The 17,204-nt window shown below is 54.4% G+C and carries 25 protein-coding genes; 8 read left to right on the plus strand and 17 right to left on the minus strand.

Translation table 11 applies throughout. The annotated features are described in order from the left end of the window. The first annotated feature begins 2 nt into the window (after window positions 1-2). From ACLRDN_RS27425 to ACLRDN_RS27435, 3 genes are all read left to right on the plus strand, one after another. Window positions 3-518, plus strand: a complete 516-nt coding sequence (locus tag ACLRDN_RS27425; RefSeq protein ID WP_413460568.1) for a hypothetical protein — start codon at window positions 3-5, stop codon at window positions 516-518. Window positions 519-704: 186 nt separating this feature from the next. After that, window positions 705-1,127, plus strand: a complete 423-nt coding sequence (locus tag ACLRDN_RS27430; RefSeq protein ID WP_413460569.1) for a hypothetical protein — start codon at window positions 705-707, stop codon at window positions 1,125-1,127. 151 nt (window positions 1,128-1,278) lie between these two features. Beyond that, on the plus strand, window positions 1,279-1,587 hold the full coding sequence (locus ACLRDN_RS27435; protein WP_413460570.1) for a hypothetical protein: 309 nt from the start codon (window positions 1,279-1,281) through the stop codon (window positions 1,585-1,587). A 43-nt stretch (window positions 1,588-1,630) separates the two neighbouring features. Here the strand turns inward: ACLRDN_RS27435 and ACLRDN_RS27440 are convergent, their stop codons facing one another. From ACLRDN_RS27440 to ACLRDN_RS27465, 6 genes are all read right to left on the minus strand, one after another. Beyond that, on the minus strand, window positions 1,631-2,377 hold the full coding sequence (locus ACLRDN_RS27440) for a hypothetical protein (RefSeq protein ID WP_413460571.1): 747 nt from the start codon (window positions 2,375-2,377) through the stop codon (window positions 1,631-1,633). Between the two features lie 104 nt (window positions 2,378-2,481). Beyond that, complete coding sequence (locus ACLRDN_RS27445; RefSeq protein WP_413460572.1) at window positions 2,482-3,078, minus strand: hypothetical protein; 597 nt, start codon at window positions 3,076-3,078, stop codon at window positions 2,482-2,484. Window positions 3,079-3,149: 71 nt separating this feature from the next. Beyond that, window positions 3,150-3,626 carry a hypothetical protein gene (locus tag ACLRDN_RS27450; protein ID WP_413460573.1) on the minus strand — a complete coding sequence of 159 codons (477 nt, stop codon included), beginning with the start codon at window positions 3,624-3,626 and terminating at the stop codon, window positions 3,150-3,152. Window positions 3,627-3,637: 11 nt separating this feature from the next. Beyond that, on the minus strand, window positions 3,638-3,823 hold the full coding sequence (locus tag ACLRDN_RS27455; RefSeq protein WP_413460574.1) for a hypothetical protein: 186 nt from the start codon (window positions 3,821-3,823) through the stop codon (window positions 3,638-3,640). Between the two features lie 167 nt (window positions 3,824-3,990). Further along, the gene (locus ACLRDN_RS27460; RefSeq protein WP_413460575.1) at window positions 3,991-4,608 is read right to left on the minus strand and encodes a hypothetical protein; all 618 of its coding nucleotides are present in this window, start codon (window positions 4,606-4,608) and stop codon (window positions 3,991-3,993) included. Between the two features lie 9 nt (window positions 4,609-4,617). Then, a complete protein-coding gene (locus ACLRDN_RS27465) occupies window positions 4,618-5,067 on the minus strand; it encodes a hypothetical protein (RefSeq protein ID WP_413460576.1) in 450 nt (149 codons plus the stop codon). A gap of 190 nt (window positions 5,068-5,257) precedes the next feature. Between ACLRDN_RS27465 and ACLRDN_RS27470 the strand changes: the two genes are divergently transcribed. Beyond that, window positions 5,258-5,794 carry a site-2 protease family protein gene (locus ACLRDN_RS27470; RefSeq protein ID WP_413460577.1) on the plus strand — a complete coding sequence of 179 codons (537 nt, stop codon included), beginning with the start codon at window positions 5,258-5,260 and terminating at the stop codon, window positions 5,792-5,794. Here the strand turns inward: ACLRDN_RS27470 and ACLRDN_RS27475 are convergent. After that, on the minus strand, window positions 5,782-6,390 hold the full coding sequence (locus ACLRDN_RS27475; protein WP_413460578.1) for a YkgJ family cysteine cluster protein: 609 nt from the start codon (window positions 6,388-6,390) through the stop codon (window positions 5,782-5,784). The genes ACLRDN_RS27470 and ACLRDN_RS27475 overlap by 13 nt on opposite strands. 134 nt (window positions 6,391-6,524) lie before the next feature. Here ACLRDN_RS27475 and ACLRDN_RS27480 point away from each other — a divergent pair, with 134 nt between their 5' ends. Further along, window positions 6,525-7,316, plus strand: coding sequence for a hypothetical protein (locus ACLRDN_RS27480; RefSeq protein WP_413460579.1), 792 nt, complete (start codon window positions 6,525-6,527; stop codon window positions 7,314-7,316). A gap of 37 nt (window positions 7,317-7,353) precedes the next feature. Then, window positions 7,354-7,902: a hypothetical protein gene (locus ACLRDN_RS27485; RefSeq protein WP_413460580.1), complete on the plus strand. Its 549-nt coding sequence runs from the start codon at window positions 7,354-7,356 to the stop codon at window positions 7,900-7,902. Window positions 7,903-8,236: 334 nt separating this feature from the next. Here the strand turns inward: ACLRDN_RS27485 and ACLRDN_RS27490 are convergent, their stop codons facing one another. After that, window positions 8,237-8,896 (minus strand): ERCC4 domain-containing protein, encoded by a 660-nt coding sequence (locus tag ACLRDN_RS27490; RefSeq protein ID WP_413460581.1) that lies wholly within the window; start codon window positions 8,894-8,896, stop codon window positions 8,237-8,239. Window positions 8,897-9,600: 704 nt separating this feature from the next. Between ACLRDN_RS27490 and ACLRDN_RS27495 the strand changes: the two genes are divergently transcribed. Beyond that, a complete protein-coding gene (locus ACLRDN_RS27495) occupies window positions 9,601-10,623 on the plus strand; it encodes a hypothetical protein (protein WP_413460582.1) in 1,023 nt (340 codons plus the stop codon). A 158-nt stretch (window positions 10,624-10,781) separates the two neighbouring features. On the opposite strand, the gene ACLRDN_RS27500 is transcribed toward ACLRDN_RS27495, so the two are convergent. The 7 genes from ACLRDN_RS27500 to lepB form a co-directional block, all read right to left on the minus strand. Then, entirely contained in the window at window positions 10,782-11,504 is a 723-nt protein-coding gene (locus ACLRDN_RS27500; RefSeq protein ID WP_413460583.1) for a helix-turn-helix domain-containing protein, read from the minus strand. Between the two features lie 16 nt (window positions 11,505-11,520). After that, on the minus strand, window positions 11,521-11,913 hold the full coding sequence (locus tag ACLRDN_RS27505) for a response regulator (RefSeq protein ID WP_284078310.1): 393 nt from the start codon (window positions 11,911-11,913) through the stop codon (window positions 11,521-11,523). 90 nt (window positions 11,914-12,003) lie between these two features. Beyond that, on the minus strand, window positions 12,004-12,399 hold the full coding sequence (locus tag ACLRDN_RS27510; RefSeq protein ID WP_413460584.1) for a hypothetical protein: 396 nt from the start codon (window positions 12,397-12,399) through the stop codon (window positions 12,004-12,006). A 12-nt stretch (window positions 12,400-12,411) separates the two neighbouring features. Then, window positions 12,412-13,230: a class I SAM-dependent methyltransferase gene (locus ACLRDN_RS27515; RefSeq protein ID WP_413460585.1), complete on the minus strand. Its 819-nt coding sequence runs from the start codon at window positions 13,228-13,230 to the stop codon at window positions 12,412-12,414. 120 nt (window positions 13,231-13,350) lie between these two features. Further along, complete coding sequence (locus ACLRDN_RS27520; RefSeq protein ID WP_413460586.1) at window positions 13,351-13,641, minus strand: hypothetical protein; 291 nt, start codon at window positions 13,639-13,641, stop codon at window positions 13,351-13,353. A 72-nt stretch (window positions 13,642-13,713) separates the two neighbouring features. Then, entirely contained in the window at window positions 13,714-14,313 is a 600-nt protein-coding gene (locus ACLRDN_RS27525) for a hypothetical protein (RefSeq protein WP_413460587.1), read from the minus strand. Between the two features lie 340 nt (window positions 14,314-14,653). Further along, window positions 14,654-15,199: a signal peptidase I gene (gene lepB, locus ACLRDN_RS27530; RefSeq protein WP_413460588.1), complete on the minus strand. Its 546-nt coding sequence runs from the start codon at window positions 15,197-15,199 to the stop codon at window positions 14,654-14,656. 139 nt (window positions 15,200-15,338) lie between these two features. Between lepB and ACLRDN_RS27535 the strand changes: the two genes are divergently transcribed. After that, window positions 15,339-15,596 (plus strand): hypothetical protein, encoded by a 258-nt coding sequence (locus ACLRDN_RS27535; RefSeq protein WP_413460589.1) that lies wholly within the window; start codon window positions 15,339-15,341, stop codon window positions 15,594-15,596. A 145-nt stretch (window positions 15,597-15,741) separates the two neighbouring features. Here ACLRDN_RS27535 and ACLRDN_RS27540 read toward each other — a convergent pair whose 3' ends face one another. After that, window positions 15,742-16,407, minus strand: coding sequence for a hypothetical protein (locus ACLRDN_RS27540; RefSeq protein WP_413460590.1), 666 nt, complete (start codon window positions 16,405-16,407; stop codon window positions 15,742-15,744). 345 nt (window positions 16,408-16,752) lie between these two features. After that, window positions 16,753-17,103, minus strand: a complete 351-nt coding sequence (locus ACLRDN_RS27545; protein WP_413460591.1) for a hypothetical protein — start codon at window positions 17,101-17,103, stop codon at window positions 16,753-16,755. Window positions 17,104-17,204 lie beyond the last annotated feature (101 nt).

The raw sequence follows: 17,204 nt of genomic DNA on the forward strand, positions 1-17,204 counted from the left end.
TCTTGAAAAAATTTACAGTGATCAGGGGCGGAAAAGCGGGTGAGTTGGCCAATGCTCATGGCCGATCAAAGAAGTCTATTTTCAGGGACATTGAGGTTGCTTTTCGCATGGCTACGCACGCCAGCTTTGGGCCCGCATTTGGCAAAGCGGTTGTGGTATTCCTCGCTATACTTTTCGGCCTTACAGGATTGATCGAAGGCGTGGAGCGCCTTAGCATCATGCCAAGGACCTCATCTTATGTGGTTTGGCTATTTAGTGGTATTGCTCTGGTGGTGGCCTTCTTGGTATACCGGCGCCATCCCTATAGATCATGGAGTCAAAAACTATATGCTCTTCTAGCGGAGTATGAACCAACAGACAAAGCCGCATACGCCAAATTGCAGACCTCTGCGCGAGACTTCGGTCTAACACGAGAGGCAATGATTGCCTGGCTGCACTCCGAGAGTCGGGTATTAAATCGACCAGGTGGATCGGCCAACGACACACCTCGTGATCGCTTCCTTAACAAGCGCACTTGACGCAGTGACGCTCGACGCAGTTGTGTAAGTGAGAGGGCAACGCTCCACTAGGCTATGAAAAGAGAAACACTACTGTGTGAATAGCCAGCGCCGCGCCCAGGTGCACGACAGATCCATCCTTGGCCCGCAACGACGGGCCTTGGGCATTGAGAAGGCTGGCGGGGTGCCGGCCACAGGAGAATAATCATGTTTAAATTTTTATTTTTGTTTGTATTGACGTTAGCTGGCAACGCCGTAGCAGCGTCGGCCGATGACGTGCTTCCAGGTTCTGTAATTTCAGGCTTCGTAGATGCTTCTTCGCAGCCGGTAGCAAAGGAATGGGGAGCCCGTGCCTATGTTTTGAAGCCCAATGACAAAGGTATCAACGTCGAGATAACAAATCCGCCGGCTGCGATGGGAACCCTTCGTAACGGCGTCTATGTGCGTACGATATCAGGGGGAGACATCTTAATGTTCGACACACTCGACCAAGGCGGCAAGCTTCGGCCCATATCAGCAATTGCCGTTTTGCACTCTGAAACCGTTCAAGCGAAAGCAAGCGGGTCAGAACCCAAGATTGTTCTACGAGATCGCTTTCTGATTCGTGCCGTTGTAAAGGATTTCAAGTAAGAGCAGTTGAGTGTCCTCATTGAGATCAAGACGCATGCTTCGACAGCGACCCTCTGTTCGCCGGGCGTTCCGTACTTGGCCTCACACTGCCGCGCTCGACGCGGGTGTGTGAGTGAGAGAGGCGAGCGCTGTGCTGGCCAGAAAGGGAAACATGGACCAACCATTCGCGACCAATCAATCAGACGTGGAACGCGAAGTGCGAAACGTACTTGCTCGCTACAAGCTTGCGATGATCAACTGTCATTACCAGAACTGGTGGCATCGCCTCTCGGTCTGGCTGGGAGATGATGAAGCGAATGAGGCCGACCGTGAGCTTAAGTCCGCAAAGAATGCTGCGCTATCAACGTGTCAGAAGTCGAACGAGCACGCCCGCTGGGTACGAATCATCTCAGCCCAGCAACCTGCGCATGTCAGAGGCAAGGATAATTTCCTCGCACTCATCCACAAGTCTGCGGAATGAAAAATCCGAGAGCGGGTAAGCTCTCGGAATGTGGGGTTTAAAGTCAAACTAGATCGGAGCGGAGCCTATCTAGTGCCTCATTTGAAAAGTCCACGAACTGTTCCGGCGTAAGACCGATTTCGCGCATGCTGTTGCAAAAGATGCCATAGGTGTTGATATGGCGCATTTGAGCGCCAGGCATCTTACGACCAAGTTGATGGTAGAGATCAACCACATCTCGGTGGCATTCCATCTCAAAGTCGTTTGGACCGTTACGCTGTATAGCCATCGCTCCGCTGATCGGCATACGCTTGGTGCGCTGCTTCTCCTGCAGATAAAAGACGGCCGCTTTGCACTGACCGTCGACCACCATGAAAATATAGTAAGACATCATAGCGTCAAGCCACTTACTGCCTTCCGGTGCACCCACAAATGCGTTGGCACTGCTTGTTGTATGTCCGCTAATCGGATAGCCACGTGCTTCCACGCTGAGGCAGCGATTGACTAAACGAATTGCTTCATCTTTTGCGGCAACGCTGTCCGAGAAAGAGTAATGTTCCACAACTTTCCCTTTGAAGAGAACGTAACCATCATGGCGCTGGATAAGATGCTCGATCCCGCAGAACCATGGTGTCACATAAACACCGGCCATTACACGATCATGAAGCTGGTTCAGCTGCTGCTGACCTTTATCAGAGAGGTTGTCGTTGAGCGCCAACTGCAGCAAAGTGAGGTGACTAGGGCTTAGACGATGCCCATCGTCCGTACGCTGCAGGATTTCGATGACCTTGTCGTTTGTCGCTTTTTTCAAAATTTGCTCCTGGAAGTGCCGAGGATCGGCGTTATAGACACCGGTGAGATGTCAAACTTCCATGAGCAAACCCTGCTGCAAGTTCAATCGCTATGACGGTGCCACTACCTGCTTTGAAATAGTGAGACGTTCAATGAACTTGCCCTGCGCCGGCTAAAATTGCTCAGTTCCCACTCAGCCAATGACATGCTCGAACGGTCAGCAGCCCTTTGTAAGGCGCAAATCACTTGGAGATATTGGTCTTGGGTGGTCATTTGAGTCCACGAGATCCGGTGCCCCCCCGGAATACGCTGCTGGATCACTGAATCCACAGGACAATGCGGTGGCGTTGGAATCAAACCCAAGCACCATAATCCTTTGAGCCACGTGTTTAACAGCTTGGCCGCCAGGCCGTAGCGAAGCCCCCTTCCTTCGAAAACCTCCGCCCCCACCTTCCGACTCAGAGCGATGAGCTGCCGCAGGTTGACCAAATGCCGCTTTTCCGAACAGCCCCTCCTATAGCGTGTCAATAGGGTGGCAGCCATCCAAGACAAGATTGCTGCGCGTACCTCGCTCAGCACCGATTCAGGTGGTTTGGGCGTCGCGTAAGGCTTACTACGCTGCACAGCAGCTGACCAGCTCACAAGTTCGATCTCGGCAAGCAAGAACGATAACTTATTGGCGTCTATACCGATTGCGCTCAACTCATTCAAATTCGCCATGTACTGTCTCTGCCAATGAAAAATCCCGCCAGCTCGAAAGCGTGGCGGGATGTATGGGTTAAGGCAATTGGTCAGCCGCAGATCTTACGGATTGCACGATCAACCAAGAGGCCATCGTAGCTGATAACGATTTCCATGTTCTTGCACGAAGCCTCGACAGTGCCGAGAGTACGAGCAGAAATCAGGTAACCGCTTTCATCCGGTTGCTGCGAGCGGCCATACAAAATGGCGTTTTTCACAACGGCCGACAGTACCCGCTTACCGCTGGAATCGTCGTTCCACTTGGGAGCGACATCGTTGATGGATTGCACGCGGTCACCGCACACGCGGAAATGCTGGAAATGCTTCCCGTGGGACTGCACTGCGACCGAATCACAACCCTGGAAGTTACCCACGTAGACGACGTCAGCGTCGAAGCCGTTCACGGTTGCCTGGGTCGACTGCTTGGTATTGGCGACCATCGAGACCACATCATTCACCTCCGAAGCATTCGCCCCGGCCGCGAACAGAATGGTACCAATGACCAAACCCTTAGCGAAGTTGCTCATTGCGCCTACCTTCATTTGGTCACCTCTGCGCTGCCAACAGTGTTGCCGTTGAAATCGGACAGCTTGATGCTGTTACCGACGGAAACGCCGCGATCCTCCAGCTTATCAGCCAAGTCACGGAGGATTCGGGCCAGCTCGCCGGCGGGGTCCTGCTCGAAAGCCGCGTTACCCATCTCAATTTTGATCGATGCCTGCATACTTGCTCCTTTAATTTACGGGAATGATATACGGAAAAAAACATCCGTGGTTTAGATTGCGATTTGAGATGCATCACTCGGGCGTATATGCAAAAAAAATGCCGCCCGGGATAGATCCTGGGCGGCAGCGCTTACGGTAGAGTCGTAGACGATTGTTATAGGTCGGCTCAGAACCGGCTTACACCGTTCAGGACTTCGCGCTCCGACATCTCGCGTAGACCATGAATCGCCTCGTATTCGACACGAAGATCTCGCACAAAAAGCCTTGAGCTCTTGTACCCCAAGACCTTTGACCATGCCTTGAGCATCTCCATATCTTCGATTCCTGGCATAAACAGCATCTCCTGGAATCGACTTTTCACCAAATTGACGCCGTCAACGTAGAGAAATCGCTCTAATGCAGCTTTCTTGAAAAAGCGTTCAAACCGGACTACAAGCCTACCGTGACTATCAGCAGCCATAAGTCGGCCAAAGTACTCACCCAGTGTGCCCAAGGCCGTCATTAGACTGCGATGTGCTTCGCTGCGCACCGCATCCAAATGATCATTGAGGCGCTGGACGTCGTCGAGTGCACGTTGCCCAGCAACTGCAACATCAACCGGGATGTGCTCCGGTGTGGGTGCCTTCCGCTGAGCGTCGAACAGGCGAGAAATAGCCGCCAAATTAGCCTTCCCGTCGCGGTCGCGGCGCCGAAATGCTACTTTGACCGTCCGCTTAAGCAAAAGGTAACGTGCGACAGCTTCGGCGAACGGTGCCCGCGGATTAATTGAAGAAGAGAGTTTCATGACGTCCCCTCAAGTAGCGATAACCGACATGGGTTCTTCCAACCACCGCTGCCCTGAGCGAGCCAAAGGAAAACTGATCTCCTCGGACTGATCCTGGGTCGCGGGCCGCCGCTTTCCGTCTTCGATGGTCAGATGGAAAACCAGCAGGAACTCCAAGAGGCCGATGTTGCGGCGCAGATCTAAGACCGGGAATGTCCGCACCCGAGATGTCCTTGCCTCATCGCCACCAAAGATGAGGCAGAAGACCACTACCCAGCTGACTTCTCCTTTCCGGCCGATAGACACCTGGCAATTTGGCCCATGAAGGATGGCACCAAAAACCGGATGAGACTCAAGGCGAAAGCTCCCTGAGGGAAAATCCATCTCCTGCGCAAGCTGCTGCAGCAGGAAGCGGCTACCCACGTCGACCTCTTCTGCTGAAGGAGATCTGTACGAAAATACTTCAGGTACTGTGAACATGAATACACTCCTTGTGAAGTTGAAAAAATTAGCTATGCACAGGGAGATGTAGAACTTGGACTATTAGCGTACATAGGCCGCTGCAACAATGCAGGATTTGGGCGGCCGGCCTATTGCCAGACTTGAATCGTCACTATGGGATAAAATCGAAAAAGAAGCTCCGATTATCTGTCATATCAAACATACAAAAATGAGCGCCCTACTCTTCATTGCACTCAGCCTTCTTAGCCTCGTGACGCTCTGGGCGCTCCTGGTAGTCATCCTCACGATCCACGAGTACGGCCATCTGCATATGATGTCCAAGCTGGGCATCCGTGCAGACAAGGTCGTGGTCGGCTCGTGGCCAATCCTCAAGTTCAAGTTCAGGGACATGCCCGTGGAGGTCGGTGCACTGCCGCTATGGGGCTTCGTCAAGAGCCAGGGATATGAAAGTGCAAGTTCGTCACGCCGGGCGGCGATCGCTGCGGCCGGTCCCCTTATGTCTTTGGTCACCGGCATTCTGTTCTGGATGATCAACGACATTCATCCAGTCTGGTTGATAGGCTTGCTCGCCAAAGGTTCGTTCGTATTATTCGCGACCAACGTCATTCCACTCCCCCCACTTGACGGCTGGACTGTGCTTGAGCATTTTCTTCAGCGCCATGGCTTTAAGGTGGGCACCCGTACCAAAACATACCTGCTAGGGCTTGGCTTGGCGTCAGCTCTCATCGCATGTTATTTCGTCTGACTGCCAGCCGGAGACAAGAAGTCCCGGATGTCTCCGAGATCAGTTCTTCCGAAAATCGTCGCATAAGCCATCCAGATCCCATCCATATTTAACGTTGGAACCTGGAAGTCGTCAGGAGCTCTTTGTGGATCGCACAGCAAAACATCGTTGGACAGGTTGAAATTCGTTCGACAGACCAGCGGTCTGAACTCGTGAATCGAACAACGACCGTCGACTAGCATAGGGCACGCTACGCTCTCGTTTTCGGCCGGCTTACGCCGGCTGCCTCCGACTGTCAACTGAGTACCTGTCCTTTGCGCAATCATTTCCGCCTCTTGACGGGACATCGCCACCGGCTTGTGGCAACAGTAGGAGCACCCCTCACGACAAGCCGAATGTTCAGCCATCACACGGCCCACCGCGTCCGTGAGCTCCTTCAGCTTCCCATACTTTACTCGGGCGCTTGCATTTTCCTTGGCTATCAACGCTCCACGCTTTGAAAGTTCTGCGAGCCAAGGGGCAGCCGCTAGCAACGCACGAAAATTGCCCTTCGCGTCCTGCAATCTGGCTTCGAGATCGGCCGGCGCGACATGGAGCTTGATGATGGGTCGGTTCATGATCTGGGTCAAACAATTATTGAATCATGTTATTCAAAACAATTTGTATCATTATCACACATTTAGAATATTAATCCGTGATGTTCCGTCGGAACGTTCTGATAAAATCCAAATTTTTGCCAGAGGGAAAATAAATGGGGGGGCCTGTATTGCGCACCGAGGATTTGAAGATCCCGGAGGAAGTGCGCATTTCAAAAAATATTCGGATCGGCTGGGTGCGCCGTACCGAAATCCAAATTTCTTACTGGCATGGCGGCAAACAGCTCGTCACCGGTCAAACATTCACCTGGCATGACGACAGCATCCAAGAAGAGGCAATCATCGTCGCCAAAGGACTCTGCGCCAAATTCGGCATCAGCGAAGAGTCATCGCTGTCGCTCCAGGCTTTCTACAGTCAATCCGAAGTGCTGCGAGTTCAAACGGGTGAGTCCAGCTGGTCCATCCCACAGTCCAGACGCTTCATGCCGGCCGATGTGCTGCAATGCGCACGAAGGGTTTGGTCTTCAACGAGTCCCAAAAACAAGAGGCCACCGGCGGTCACGCGGTATCGCGCCGTGTTCAATCTCAATATGCCAGTAACCGGCGAGGTCGAGGACGACTTCGCTCTCGACGGTCTGATTAGCGTCTACTTGGAACAGCCTGAACAAGCATTGTTGGCTGCCGGCCTGAGTATCGAAGACGGGCGCATTCAAGAGTTAAAACCTGCGCTGTCTTTCACGACTGCAGGTGATCTCGATGCCATCATGACCGGTTACATTCTGATCGGCCTGGAAGGTCCCAAGGCAACGGCGGCGGAGATTGCCAATGATCTGGTCAGCCAGCTCGAACTGTCATGCTCCCTACTGTCCCCCGACATTAGCTGGGACTTTGGCCGCAACCGAAAAAAGCGGCTCACGTGGACTGTTGTCCCGATGATTAACGCCTGAGCAAAGCTCATTTATCACCAGCAAAGGGACACCGAGCATGAAGGCAGATGGAATTTACACGACAGCGACCGAGGCGCGATTCCTTTGGTTCGCCCACTTGATGGACCTTCCGCGTTATAGCGGCATTCCAAGGGAAAGACTGCTGTCTGCGGCGAACGACAAAGCACGGCGTAGTGGGAGGCTTGCTGGCCGCTGTCAACCGGACCTTACCTGCCCCCACATGCTTGCCGACGTGGGCCAGCTGGCCCAGGAATGGTCGTCGGGGCGCACCGGCGAACTCGAACGACTGGCGGCACTGCGCACCGGCGCCGGCATCAAAAAGTGGCTGGAAGCGCTCTACGATGAAGCTAACCGTGGCTGCGGTCTGGTTTACGAGCTTATGGTCGACCGGTTCTCCACCGCGGTCGACAGCGGCATCGATGAAATTGAAAAGGAATTTCAGGAAGAGGCTTTCCAACTAGCTCGCAGCATGGGCTACACCTCCCCCGAAGAGCGGCTCCAAACCCACAAAGAAAACCAGGACGATGGTTACTGCCCCCTGACCGGAATTGACCCCGATTGCTGCCCTTGTGGGCGCCACGAGTAAGCCGTGCGTCCAAGGTGCCATGAGGTCCAAAGCCCTGCCTTCTATTCCGTCAGGCAGATCAACGTATGGCTGGGAAGCCAATGGGAAGTAGCGCGGCAAGGCTGCGGGCTCGTCTACGAGCTACTGCAGATCCGTTTTTCGACCGCGATTGATGAGAGCATCGCCGGGCTAGATTTGCCTCGCCAGTACGCCGTGATAGTGCAAGCAAGGGGCTTCGGGTACATCACAGTCGAAGAGCGGGCGGCGATGCAAGCCCGCTGGCGAGAGAGCGGAGCCTGCCCGATGACCGGGTTGGATCCTGAGATATGTTCCTGCGCCAACCATGATTGATCAGTTACCTGCAGCTCCACCGAATCGAGTCGACTATCCGCTCTGCCGTCTTCTTGCCAATTCCTGGACAGGTCGCCAGCTCGACGGCGCTAGCACCCATGACGGCGTGTACCGAACCGAAATGATCGATCAACCCCTCGCTGTTAACAGCTCCGACCCCCGGCAAGCCTTGCAAGATGAACTTCGCCATGTCCCGGCTGGGTTTGGGTTTCCCGGGTCTCAGCATAGGCTGCTGGGCGAGCCCAAAGTGCAGGTGCCGGCTCAGAGCCACCAGGTAAAGCGCGGACTCCGCCTCGGAGTCCGTGCAGATCACGGTCACCCCTTCCAAGGTCAGGTAACTGACAGCGGCGGCCAATGCGGCGGGCTCGATGGCAGAACGCGTCTTGTAGATGTTTCCTTCGATCAAGAGGATGGGCCTGCCGTAGGACAGCTTCATCTTGGCTACCTGGCTGTGGAAACGCCCATCCAACAAAGACAGGACGAAGTCGCTAGCAGCCTTTCTCTCGACCGCGGTGGAGTCATCAATCAAGTAATCGCCCGCATCGAGCTGCTGGATTTCGACCGAGAGACCTTCAATCGCACGCAGAGCAGGCAAGATTTTCGACCGCGACTCGCGGGAGTCGACGCAAATCCGGTGCTTCATGGGTACGGCGGTGTCGACCATTTCTTTCTCCTCATTGGGGTTCGGCGCAGTCTATCCCAAAATGCAGCCTGGCATATATGCAATTTCACCGGCCACACTCGCCGCGATGGAGAGGCCGCCCCGGAGAATTGTCGCGGTCAGGCGGTGATTACCGTCAGTCACCATCTAGGGGAAGTGATTACCGGCTACGCCGACATAAGGTGCAGTGACGCACGATTCGGCGGAGGCCAATCCACACGGGGATCCTATAGCGCCGCCCGGTTCGAGCACGTCAGCGTAGGTACGGTGGCACCGCCTACGGGGTTCTGCAGCCGTTTTCTGTGAGCACATTCTAGGCAGACGGCTGATTGCACAGCGACGGGTCCACGCCGGCTCTGCAAGATGCTCTTGAGCACCAGCCCAGTGAGCTGCTGAGGAAACCACCAGCGCATGCAATATCCGCACTGCTCCTGGCGCAGCCCGGCCTTTGCCTGGATTTCCGCCCACTCGTGCCAAGCCAGATAACCATCAGGAGCAGGATCGCCAGGTTCGTACTTGCGTTGTGATAGCAGATGCATACCTTCCCCTCCATGTTCGTGAGTGCCCGGAATTTTGCCATCGTAACGCCCCGTGTGGCGAAGAAATATGAGCATTTGTGGGACATCTCATCGTTGCAGTGAAAACTTAACCTTACCTTTTTTGGAGATTTAACAATGGAAAACGCAAATTCGCATGAGGACTTCGACATGGCTGACCTCGACAAAGTCGAGGTCGACGAGCGCCAGTTGGCGCAGGATCTGGTTCTGCCTGAGCTGAACATCGTCAAGGGCAACAAGAAGGCCGTGATGAAGCAAATCGGAGCCACGTCGAATGACCTCTGGTCGCTCCCTGTCGAGGGTTCAAACCTGGTCATCCTCCCGAATTACAATCCGCGCCTCAAGGGGCCGAAGTGGGAGGCTCGTGTCACCGATATGGTGGAATCGCTGCTGGCGGACGGCTGGCACGACGACAGTCCGATCAGTGTGATCTCTGCTCGTATCAACGGGGAGGAGGCTCTTCTTCTGAAGCGTGGGCATACCCGTTGGGAAGCGGTGAAGCGTGCAAACGCGATCCTCTCGCAGCGTGTACCCAAAACCGAGCGCCGAATCACGCACGTGACCGCTGTATGCACTCAGCAGCGCGTGACGGAGGAGGCTATGTATGGTGACACGGTCCGCAGCAACACTGATTCGGAACTGGAACCGTATGAAAAAGCGATCATCTGCAACAACCTTCGTACGCTCGGTTGCGATACCGAGACGATCGAGCGTTACACCGGCATCAAGGCGGCATACGTGAAGGACCTTCTGACGCTGATGGATGGGCCGATGAAAATTCGCCAGCTGGTCCGTGACGGTCGGATCGCGGTGACCCGTGCTCTGAAAATGTTGCGAGAGCATGACGTCAACGCCGTCAACGAAGTGGAGAAGCAGGTAGCTCGTGCGGACGCTGCCGGGAAGAAACGCGTGACGGCAAAGTTCGTAGCCGGGCACATGTATCACTCTGCAATCCGCAAGGCAGCGCCGTCACTGCGAACCATCGTCGCTGATGTGAAGAGCGATCCCGGCTTTTCGGCGTTGGCGCCGGCCACTCGCCAGAAGATCGAGGAGATGACTGAGCAACTGGAAAAAGTCCGGAAGATGGATGAGGAAAAGAACGGGCCTATTCAGGATCCGGAAGCATCCTCGGAGCCCGCTGTAGACCCCCGGCAGCAATCCCTGGCTGTCTAACCCCCAATACCCACGTATGGCTTCATACGTGGGTATTTCTTTTTGTTTGCGATCAATGGAGGAAAGAACCGTCATTCGACGGGTTGGCGCCGGCCTTTTAAGCCACGGAAACGGAAATTGGGAGAAGAAGAACGAAAGGTAAGAGAAGCGCCGCTGAGTTAGAGAAGGATATCCGAAGTGTCAGCTGGAACAGCCTTGCGGCGAGCACCAATCTTAGAGCCTAATGCCCCTAGCGGAGCCACCCACCCATTGGCGAGCGCAGAAACAAACACTGATGCCCAACCAGGAATTCGAACTGTACCGCGCTCCCAGCGGCCGTACGTAGAGTCCGAACAAGCAAGTAAGGTGGCCATGTGTTCCTGGCCAAGCCCGAGTGCTTTGCGTGTCTCATAGAAGTCAATCTGCACATCCGAATTGCCCGGTGCGACTTCGCCGGCCAAAACCGCCTTGATAATTCTGAGTTCTGGCCGCGACACGCGGCCATTTTCCCAGATGCTCACCTGCCCTGGCGATACCAGGAGAAGCGCAGCCAGTTCTTTCTGTGTTTTTCCAGCGCTCTTTCGCAGCTGGGTGACCTCATTACCGCCTTTCTTGCGGCGCGTTACTTGGCACTCGGCCATTTTTTCATCGCGGTAGCAGGCAGCCGCCCGGAGCGACGCCTCCCGCGAATTGCGGTAAGTCGCGTCTCTGAAATGGCGACTCGCAACATAAACGCCGTTCTTGAAGAGGCGAACGCGCCATCCAGCGTCAGCCGGCTTTGCTTTGCGGTCATCCCTGGAGATGCCTTGCATGTCCAACTCTTCAAGTGCCACCTTCATCGACGGCAAGTCGTGACCAGCTGTGTGGCTGACCGCGTCATTTTCCTGTTGCGAGTAAAGCATATTTAGTCCGAGCTAGTTATGCTGCTATGTTCGCTCTCGACATGACCCGTTGAAGTTTCGACGAGAAGGTCGGAAGAGAGAACGGCTTCACGATGTAACTATTGGCACCCGCCGCCGCTGCCCTGATGACGCTGTCTCTTGTGGACTCCCCTGTCACCATAATGATCGGGAGATGGGCGAGGTGCTCCGTCGCCCTCACCTCTCTGAGTACAGCCATGCCGTCCTTCACCGGCATCACCCAATCAAGAATCACTACGTCGTATCGGTAGCGATTCAGTTTGAGCATGGCGATTTCCCCATCCTCAGCTTCTTCGACATTAACGTATCCGAGTTCGCGCAGGAAATGCCTGATCTGCTTGCGAACGGTAGACACGTCGTCAACAATTAAGAACGCCGGTTCAGTGGCCATGGGAAACCAGAAAAGTTAGTTTCCATGGAGAATATCACAGCAACACGTGTAAATAATTATTAAAAACACTTTTCAATACAATTTGTATTGTTATTGATCCGTTTTGAACGAATTCACTCCCATCTCCATATACTTTCGGATGTCCTTCTCCAGCGCCTCGGCGCCGGAGGTTATGCCATTCCCCCGGACCCCGCCAGTTTGGGCCCAATAGACCTTCTTACTGGTCGCGTCAATCACCTTACGGTGCATCATGACCGAATAGAAAAACAGGTCCTCTCCGGGGCGCGACTTGGTCGTCTCCAAGATTGCGATCACGCGGAAGTCTTCATTCAGCGCTTTCGCGCTTGCCGGGAGCGTCTGCTCGACAATCGTCTTGAATTGCTCACTGGTCAAGACGGGGTCATTCGAGGCCGCCTTGATCTCGACAGCATGCACGGCTCCAGCAAAGATGAGACCAGTCACGGCCGCAAAGAACTTCAATTTCATATAACCTCTCATTTAAAGTGGAACTACTGCCTGGCTGGATCGGAGGGCATACGTGCCGCGATCCAGCGGTTGGAAAATTTCGTTATATCGCCGCACAGTTTGACGGAGCTTCTCCTTCCACCAGCGTGTCGTAGTCGGCCGTGCGTTCTCCAGCTCCCGATACAACTCGTCGAGCGTGGCCCGGCCGCCAAGGCGCTGAAACGCCAGTTGTGCGACAGCCAACCAAACAGATCCAGCTGAACCTTCGAGAAGATCCCGATAATGGCGAGGCATACGTTGGACGGCCGCCGCCTGCTCGAACAGAGCGAAACCCGCCCATACCTTCCTGCTCTTATGGAAGCGGGTAAACGTCAACGGCAAGCGCAGGTCGGCAAAGATGTTTCTGGGGATGACAAGGGTCTGAAGACTGAAGCGCTTCCCGTAATTGACCACCCTCTCCGCAGTCTGCAGTGCATATGCTGGCAGGATGAATCCCACTTCTCCGCCCTCAGGCAGAATATCGTGAGCTCGATCCAGGAACCGATCAATCACGGTCAACTTAAAAGGCGGATTGCTGATGATGTGCGTGATTCCCTGGGGCAGTGGTACGGTCGCAAAGTCCCCCTCAATTACAAGCCGACCAGTATGCAAACGGGCGGTCTGGGCGTGTAGAGGATCAATCTCGACGCCAAAGGCCGCGACATTATCCTCGATCGCTGAAAGAAAACCGGCGTCGCCGCAACTGCACTCACAGACCAAATCCCCGGTAGTGAATCTGTAAAACTGGTCAACAATCTCTTGTCGCGCCCAGCCTGGCGTGAAGTACTGCCCCAAATCCTTCCGAGAATTCATCAACTGGCCTCATGCAAATTGTATTGATTCAATGCAATTTGTAGTCTACGCGCATACGTAGAATTGGACAAGAAAAAACACCTCTCTGCAAATTGCAGAGAGGTGTTGGTGTGACATTATTCAGACGTGGTAGTGACCGATACGCTCTTCAAACCGGCGTTGCCAGGGCTGGATGAAGCTGAGCCCAAAGCTCTCTTCCACGAACGATACGTCGACATCATCGAACAGCTGGGTGTCGTAAAACTTGACCAGCCTGTCTTCGATTTCATCGTCTGGACCGATAGCATCCATCACACCGTGTAGGTCGTTAGGGATGACGTAGAGCTCGCCATTTGCCCCGCGGTACCAGTGGCCTTCCATCACCGCTGGTGTTTCGAGAAAAATGAAGTTTTGGTTGTCGTAGGGACCCATAGGAATTCTCCGAAGTTGTCTATGCGAACGTGAGATGTCTAGCATAGGTTCGGAATACCCTACGATGAATGCTTAAACCGCTCGGCTTGCCTTGAGAACAGTAGGCAGTGATACGCGCTTAAACAGCGCTCTCTTCTGTCCAAACGTAAGCGTGTATGGCCCGTTGCCGGCCGAGGTTTGCCGACTTCCTCCAAGAGAACGGACGAAGTCACCTACGTCCTGTTTAAGCACGCCAGCAAGCCGCTCCACAAACCGCCTCGTCATCTCCGGATCATGGTCAAGCCTTTCGAAAAAGTCATCCAATTCCGCGAACGCTTTTTCGGGCGTGCTGGCGTCGCTGCCTTCCAAAATCACAGCTTGGACCGTCGTCGGCAGGATTTTTATCAGCATCTCGTGAGACAGCTCGATGCCAAGTGCCCGGATAACTCGAATCCTGCCTGCGATCGGCAGTGCTTCCCTATTCTTGCGACACTGTCCCAAGCTTGTGTAGGAGATATGTAGATACCCAGCATACTCCCGCTCGGTCAAGCAGAGAGCCTGTCGCGCTGCGTCAATGAGCATAGGCCAATTGAGCGCTCCATTAATTGCCGCCGCAATGTGCGCCTTAGCGCCCGTCACCGCGTCTACTTCGGAGCCGGTCGCGTCTTCGATCAGGCGTTCAAGTCCGAACATTATCGTCACTTCTCCGTGGCGGCGGCTGTACCAGACGAACTCCCGTGACTCCGCCCTCTACTGTGCAGCAGTACGCGTAATGCCGCTCCTGCAATGAGAGCGATGCACAACAGTTGCACCGCAAGATGCGCTCCTGGCACACCTGCGCCCGCCGGCGCCACCAAGTAGAAGTTGAGTGTGAGCGCTGCCAGCAACAAAGCTGCGACAGCGTATAGTTTCCAGCTTGTGACGAAGTATCTCATGACGGTCGCCTCCCATATTTATGCGCCAATGCAAATTGTATTAATTCCATACTGCTTTTACAAATCCGAGTTCACTTTTTTCATTTCTACGCCATATGCTATAGAAATCGCACTTTCCAAAGCACCGGACCGACGATGCTGGAGCGAGCCACAAATCCAAAGTAGCGGCTGTCCACACTGTGCTCACGATTGTCGCCCATGACAAAATACTGTTCTGCAGGCACCTGTGTTTCGAAGGTAGTCCCGGTCACTTGATATTCGAAAGACGAACTCATGACAGCAGCCAGCCGCAGGTCCATCCAAGGTCGAGCTGCGTCATGCAGCACTTCGAAGCGAGCTTTGCCCAGTTCTTGAAAACGTCCTCGGTCCAAATTCGGCTCGGCGGATAATTCCGGAATGACTTTGCCATTGATTATGAGCGTCTTCCCCTCCAATCGAATACGATCACCAGGAAGCCCCACTACACGCTTGACCAGATAGTCACCCCAACCACTTCCTCGGAAAACGACGACTTCCCCCCGCTCAGGTGCGTAACCTCCTAAAAACGATCCATGATTGCGACCTAGCTTGCTGACGATGATTATGTCGCCGGGCTTAAATGCAGGCTCCATCGATTCTGACGGCACCTTAAACGGTGTCAGCACGAAAGTGTGTGCGAAGGCAAACGTGACCGCGGGAATGCACATCGAATTTAGGCGCCCAACCAGCGAATTAGGCGGGATGGGGCGGTACAGTCCGTGTATCTTCGCCGCCGAGGAGAGGAACGCTAGTCCCCAAAGCCCCATGGACACATTCAAGCTCGCCAAGGCGAAGAAGCAACCTAAAATAATGGCCTGGCCAGCAAAGGGCGATATTCCCGCTGACACGCTGAACGTAACCGCCGTGCGTCTTGCTGCCAGCGCGCCGGCGCCTGCTAAGCAGATTGAAGCGACGAGGAGCAACATTTTAAAGCCGGTGCCGAAGAGCACGGATCTTGAGAGCTATTGCCACCGCGACCAGAGCAGTTGCGATCCCAATGAGGATCCAGCCGCCACGATATGACCATAATGCCCATCTGGGCCAGCTGACTATCGTGCTTGTGACATCGGCCACTGCAAGAAACAGCACACCAAGCACCAAGGATACTGCGGCGAAATGCAGGAAGATGCTACCTGGACGCGGTCTCTGGTCTTGGGCAAGGAAAGAGTCACCGGACATGACCGACCTCGGGTGCCCGAGTCTTCAACAGTGACCAGCCTGGGAAGTCGTGGTCCAGCTCAAAGCCAGCACTCGGTGCCAGAAGGATTCTGGCGTCGGAGCGCGGCTTTCGCAGACCCAGTCCATCCACAAGATAGCTGAAGTAACGGCGATGCTCCTCGCTATTGGTAAGGCCCGCCGTGCTGGTGAGTTCCGAGACGACATTTTCGGGACTGGCGAGCAGGGCGAAGGGTTCTTCTTTGGCGATTTCAGACATGGAGGCCCGCAGGGCATCAAGAATCAAACCCGGCCGAGCGTCACTCTCAACCTCCACGCGTGTCAAGAACAACGATCGCCCGATACCGATCGTCTCCGCAAGCGCCCACAGTGCAGTATCCGCCATCGCGTGAGCGATAGCGCCCAGCGCGTCCCCCTGGATCTCGCACCACCGGATAAAATCCCCGTCCGAAAATGCTGAGCCGTCGCTCTCGACAATGACGAAGCGCGCAGAAACGGTGACCACATTGCCTTCCGTTCTCCAGAGCTGGAGATGATAATTGGAGAACCGCAACGGGCCCTCCTTCCGGATCGTCTCCCGTGGCTGCGTCAGCTCAATTTTATAACCGGGGGACGACGCGAGTGCGAGCGTCACTGGACGCAATAGCGAAAAATTCATACGAAGGTTAGTCCAAATCAAGTACAGTGGGTCGACGGAGCTGAGCGGGCACCCCGGCGCTCTCGACGTAGTCATGTACGCGAGCACCTATCCAACATCCGAAAAAGATTGCGCTGGCCATGGACGTGCACAGAGCAGCGAATATGCTGATGGACTCCATCCTGAGAAGCGATAACACGGCGAAAAGCAATACAACCACAATCAGCGGATGCCCTATCCAAGCGCAAGCGCGAGAAAACGTCGAAGACATGTGGACCTCAATATGACTGGTGGAAAACGCGCCTCAACGATTTCACATGTAATTTCACAGTGAAAACAGCGCAGGGCGCACCAAATCGTCCCGGCTTATTCTTCGACTACTTCCGGCTGTACGTTCAGCTCGGAGGATATCTTGTCATATGCCAGCGACGACTTACACACGAAGAACAGAACCGCGCCAGGCCGATGGCTCAACAGCGCCGTGCGCAGCGCTCCGACAGCCTGAAATGGCGACGGCACCATAATGAAGTTGACCGCAGACACATCAACGCCCGCCAGTTCGCACAGACGGTCCTTGGCACGAATACCAGTATCGGTTAGGAAGATATTGCCTTTCTCCTTCTTCCCGACCCCAAGGGAGACCAAAAACGCCCCTCGCTCTGTCGATACAGAGACGACAAAGAACCGTTCGATATGTCCCGCCTGCGCCTTCAACACGCTAGATATCTGCATAACAGCCAATTCAAGGAATAACACGTATCAATAATACGCTAATTGTATCAAATCTGTGCAAAATGATTGAAAAACAGCCGTCACGA

This window comes from Herbaspirillum huttiense (genome assembly GCF_047300815.1).
Taxonomy (GTDB): Bacteria; Pseudomonadota; Gammaproteobacteria; order Burkholderiales; family Burkholderiaceae_D; genus Herbaspirillum; species Herbaspirillum huttiense_A.

What these genes read in the sequence shown, in the direction of transcription:
- ACLRDN_RS27430 (WP_413460569.1), top strand. Translation starts at nt 705, where the DNA reads ATGTTTAAATTTTTATTTTTGTTTGTATTGACGTTAGCTGGCAACGCC.
- ACLRDN_RS27435 (WP_413460570.1), top strand. Translation starts at nt 1,279, where the DNA reads ATGGACCAACCATTCGCGACCAATCAATCAGACGTGGAACGCGAAGTG.
- ACLRDN_RS27445 (WP_413460572.1), bottom strand. Translation starts at nt 3,078, where the DNA reads ATGGCGAATTTGAATGAGTTGAGCGCAATCGGTATAGACGCCAATAAG.
- ACLRDN_RS27450 (WP_413460573.1), bottom strand. Translation starts at nt 3,626, where the DNA reads ATGAGCAACTTCGCTAAGGGTTTGGTCATTGGTACCATTCTGTTCGCG.
- ACLRDN_RS27455 (WP_413460574.1), bottom strand. Translation starts at nt 3,823, where the DNA reads ATGCAGGCATCGATCAAAATTGAGATGGGTAACGCGGCTTTCGAGCAG.
- ACLRDN_RS27460 (WP_413460575.1), bottom strand. Translation starts at nt 4,608, where the DNA reads ATGAAACTCTCTTCTTCAATTAATCCGCGGGCACCGTTCGCCGAAGCT.
- ACLRDN_RS27465 (WP_413460576.1), bottom strand. Translation starts at nt 5,067, where the DNA reads ATGTTCACAGTACCTGAAGTATTTTCGTACAGATCTCCTTCAGCAGAA.
- ACLRDN_RS27470 (WP_413460577.1), top strand. Translation starts at nt 5,258, where the DNA reads ATGAGCGCCCTACTCTTCATTGCACTCAGCCTTCTTAGCCTCGTGACG.
- ACLRDN_RS27475 (WP_413460578.1), bottom strand. Translation starts at nt 6,390, where the DNA reads ATGAACCGACCCATCATCAAGCTCCATGTCGCGCCGGCCGATCTCGAA.
- ACLRDN_RS27480 (WP_413460579.1), top strand. Translation starts at nt 6,525, where the DNA reads ATGGGGGGGCCTGTATTGCGCACCGAGGATTTGAAGATCCCGGAGGAA.
- ACLRDN_RS27485 (WP_413460580.1), top strand. Translation starts at nt 7,354, where the DNA reads ATGAAGGCAGATGGAATTTACACGACAGCGACCGAGGCGCGATTCCTT.
- ACLRDN_RS27490 (WP_413460581.1), bottom strand. Translation starts at nt 8,896, where the DNA reads ATGGTCGACACCGCCGTACCCATGAAGCACCGGATTTGCGTCGACTCC.
- ACLRDN_RS27495 (WP_413460582.1), top strand. Translation starts at nt 9,601, where the DNA reads ATGGCTGACCTCGACAAAGTCGAGGTCGACGAGCGCCAGTTGGCGCAG.
- ACLRDN_RS27500 (WP_413460583.1), bottom strand. Translation starts at nt 11,504, where the DNA reads ATGCTTTACTCGCAACAGGAAAATGACGCGGTCAGCCACACAGCTGGT.
- ACLRDN_RS27505 (WP_284078310.1), bottom strand. Translation starts at nt 11,913, where the DNA reads ATGGCCACTGAACCGGCGTTCTTAATTGTTGACGACGTGTCTACCGTT.
- ACLRDN_RS27510 (WP_413460584.1), bottom strand. Translation starts at nt 12,399, where the DNA reads ATGAAATTGAAGTTCTTTGCGGCCGTGACTGGTCTCATCTTTGCTGGA.
- ACLRDN_RS27515 (WP_413460585.1), bottom strand. Translation starts at nt 13,230, where the DNA reads ATGAATTCTCGGAAGGATTTGGGGCAGTACTTCACGCCAGGCTGGGCG.
- ACLRDN_RS27520 (WP_413460586.1), bottom strand. Translation starts at nt 13,641, where the DNA reads ATGGGTCCCTACGACAACCAAAACTTCATTTTTCTCGAAACACCAGCG.
- ACLRDN_RS27525 (WP_413460587.1), bottom strand. Translation starts at nt 14,313, where the DNA reads ATGTTCGGACTTGAACGCCTGATCGAAGACGCGACCGGCTCCGAAGTA.
- ACLRDN_RS27535 (WP_413460589.1), top strand. Translation starts at nt 15,339, where the DNA reads ATGGACACATTCAAGCTCGCCAAGGCGAAGAAGCAACCTAAAATAATG.
- ACLRDN_RS27540 (WP_413460590.1), bottom strand. Translation starts at nt 16,407, where the DNA reads ATGAATTTTTCGCTATTGCGTCCAGTGACGCTCGCACTCGCGTCGTCC.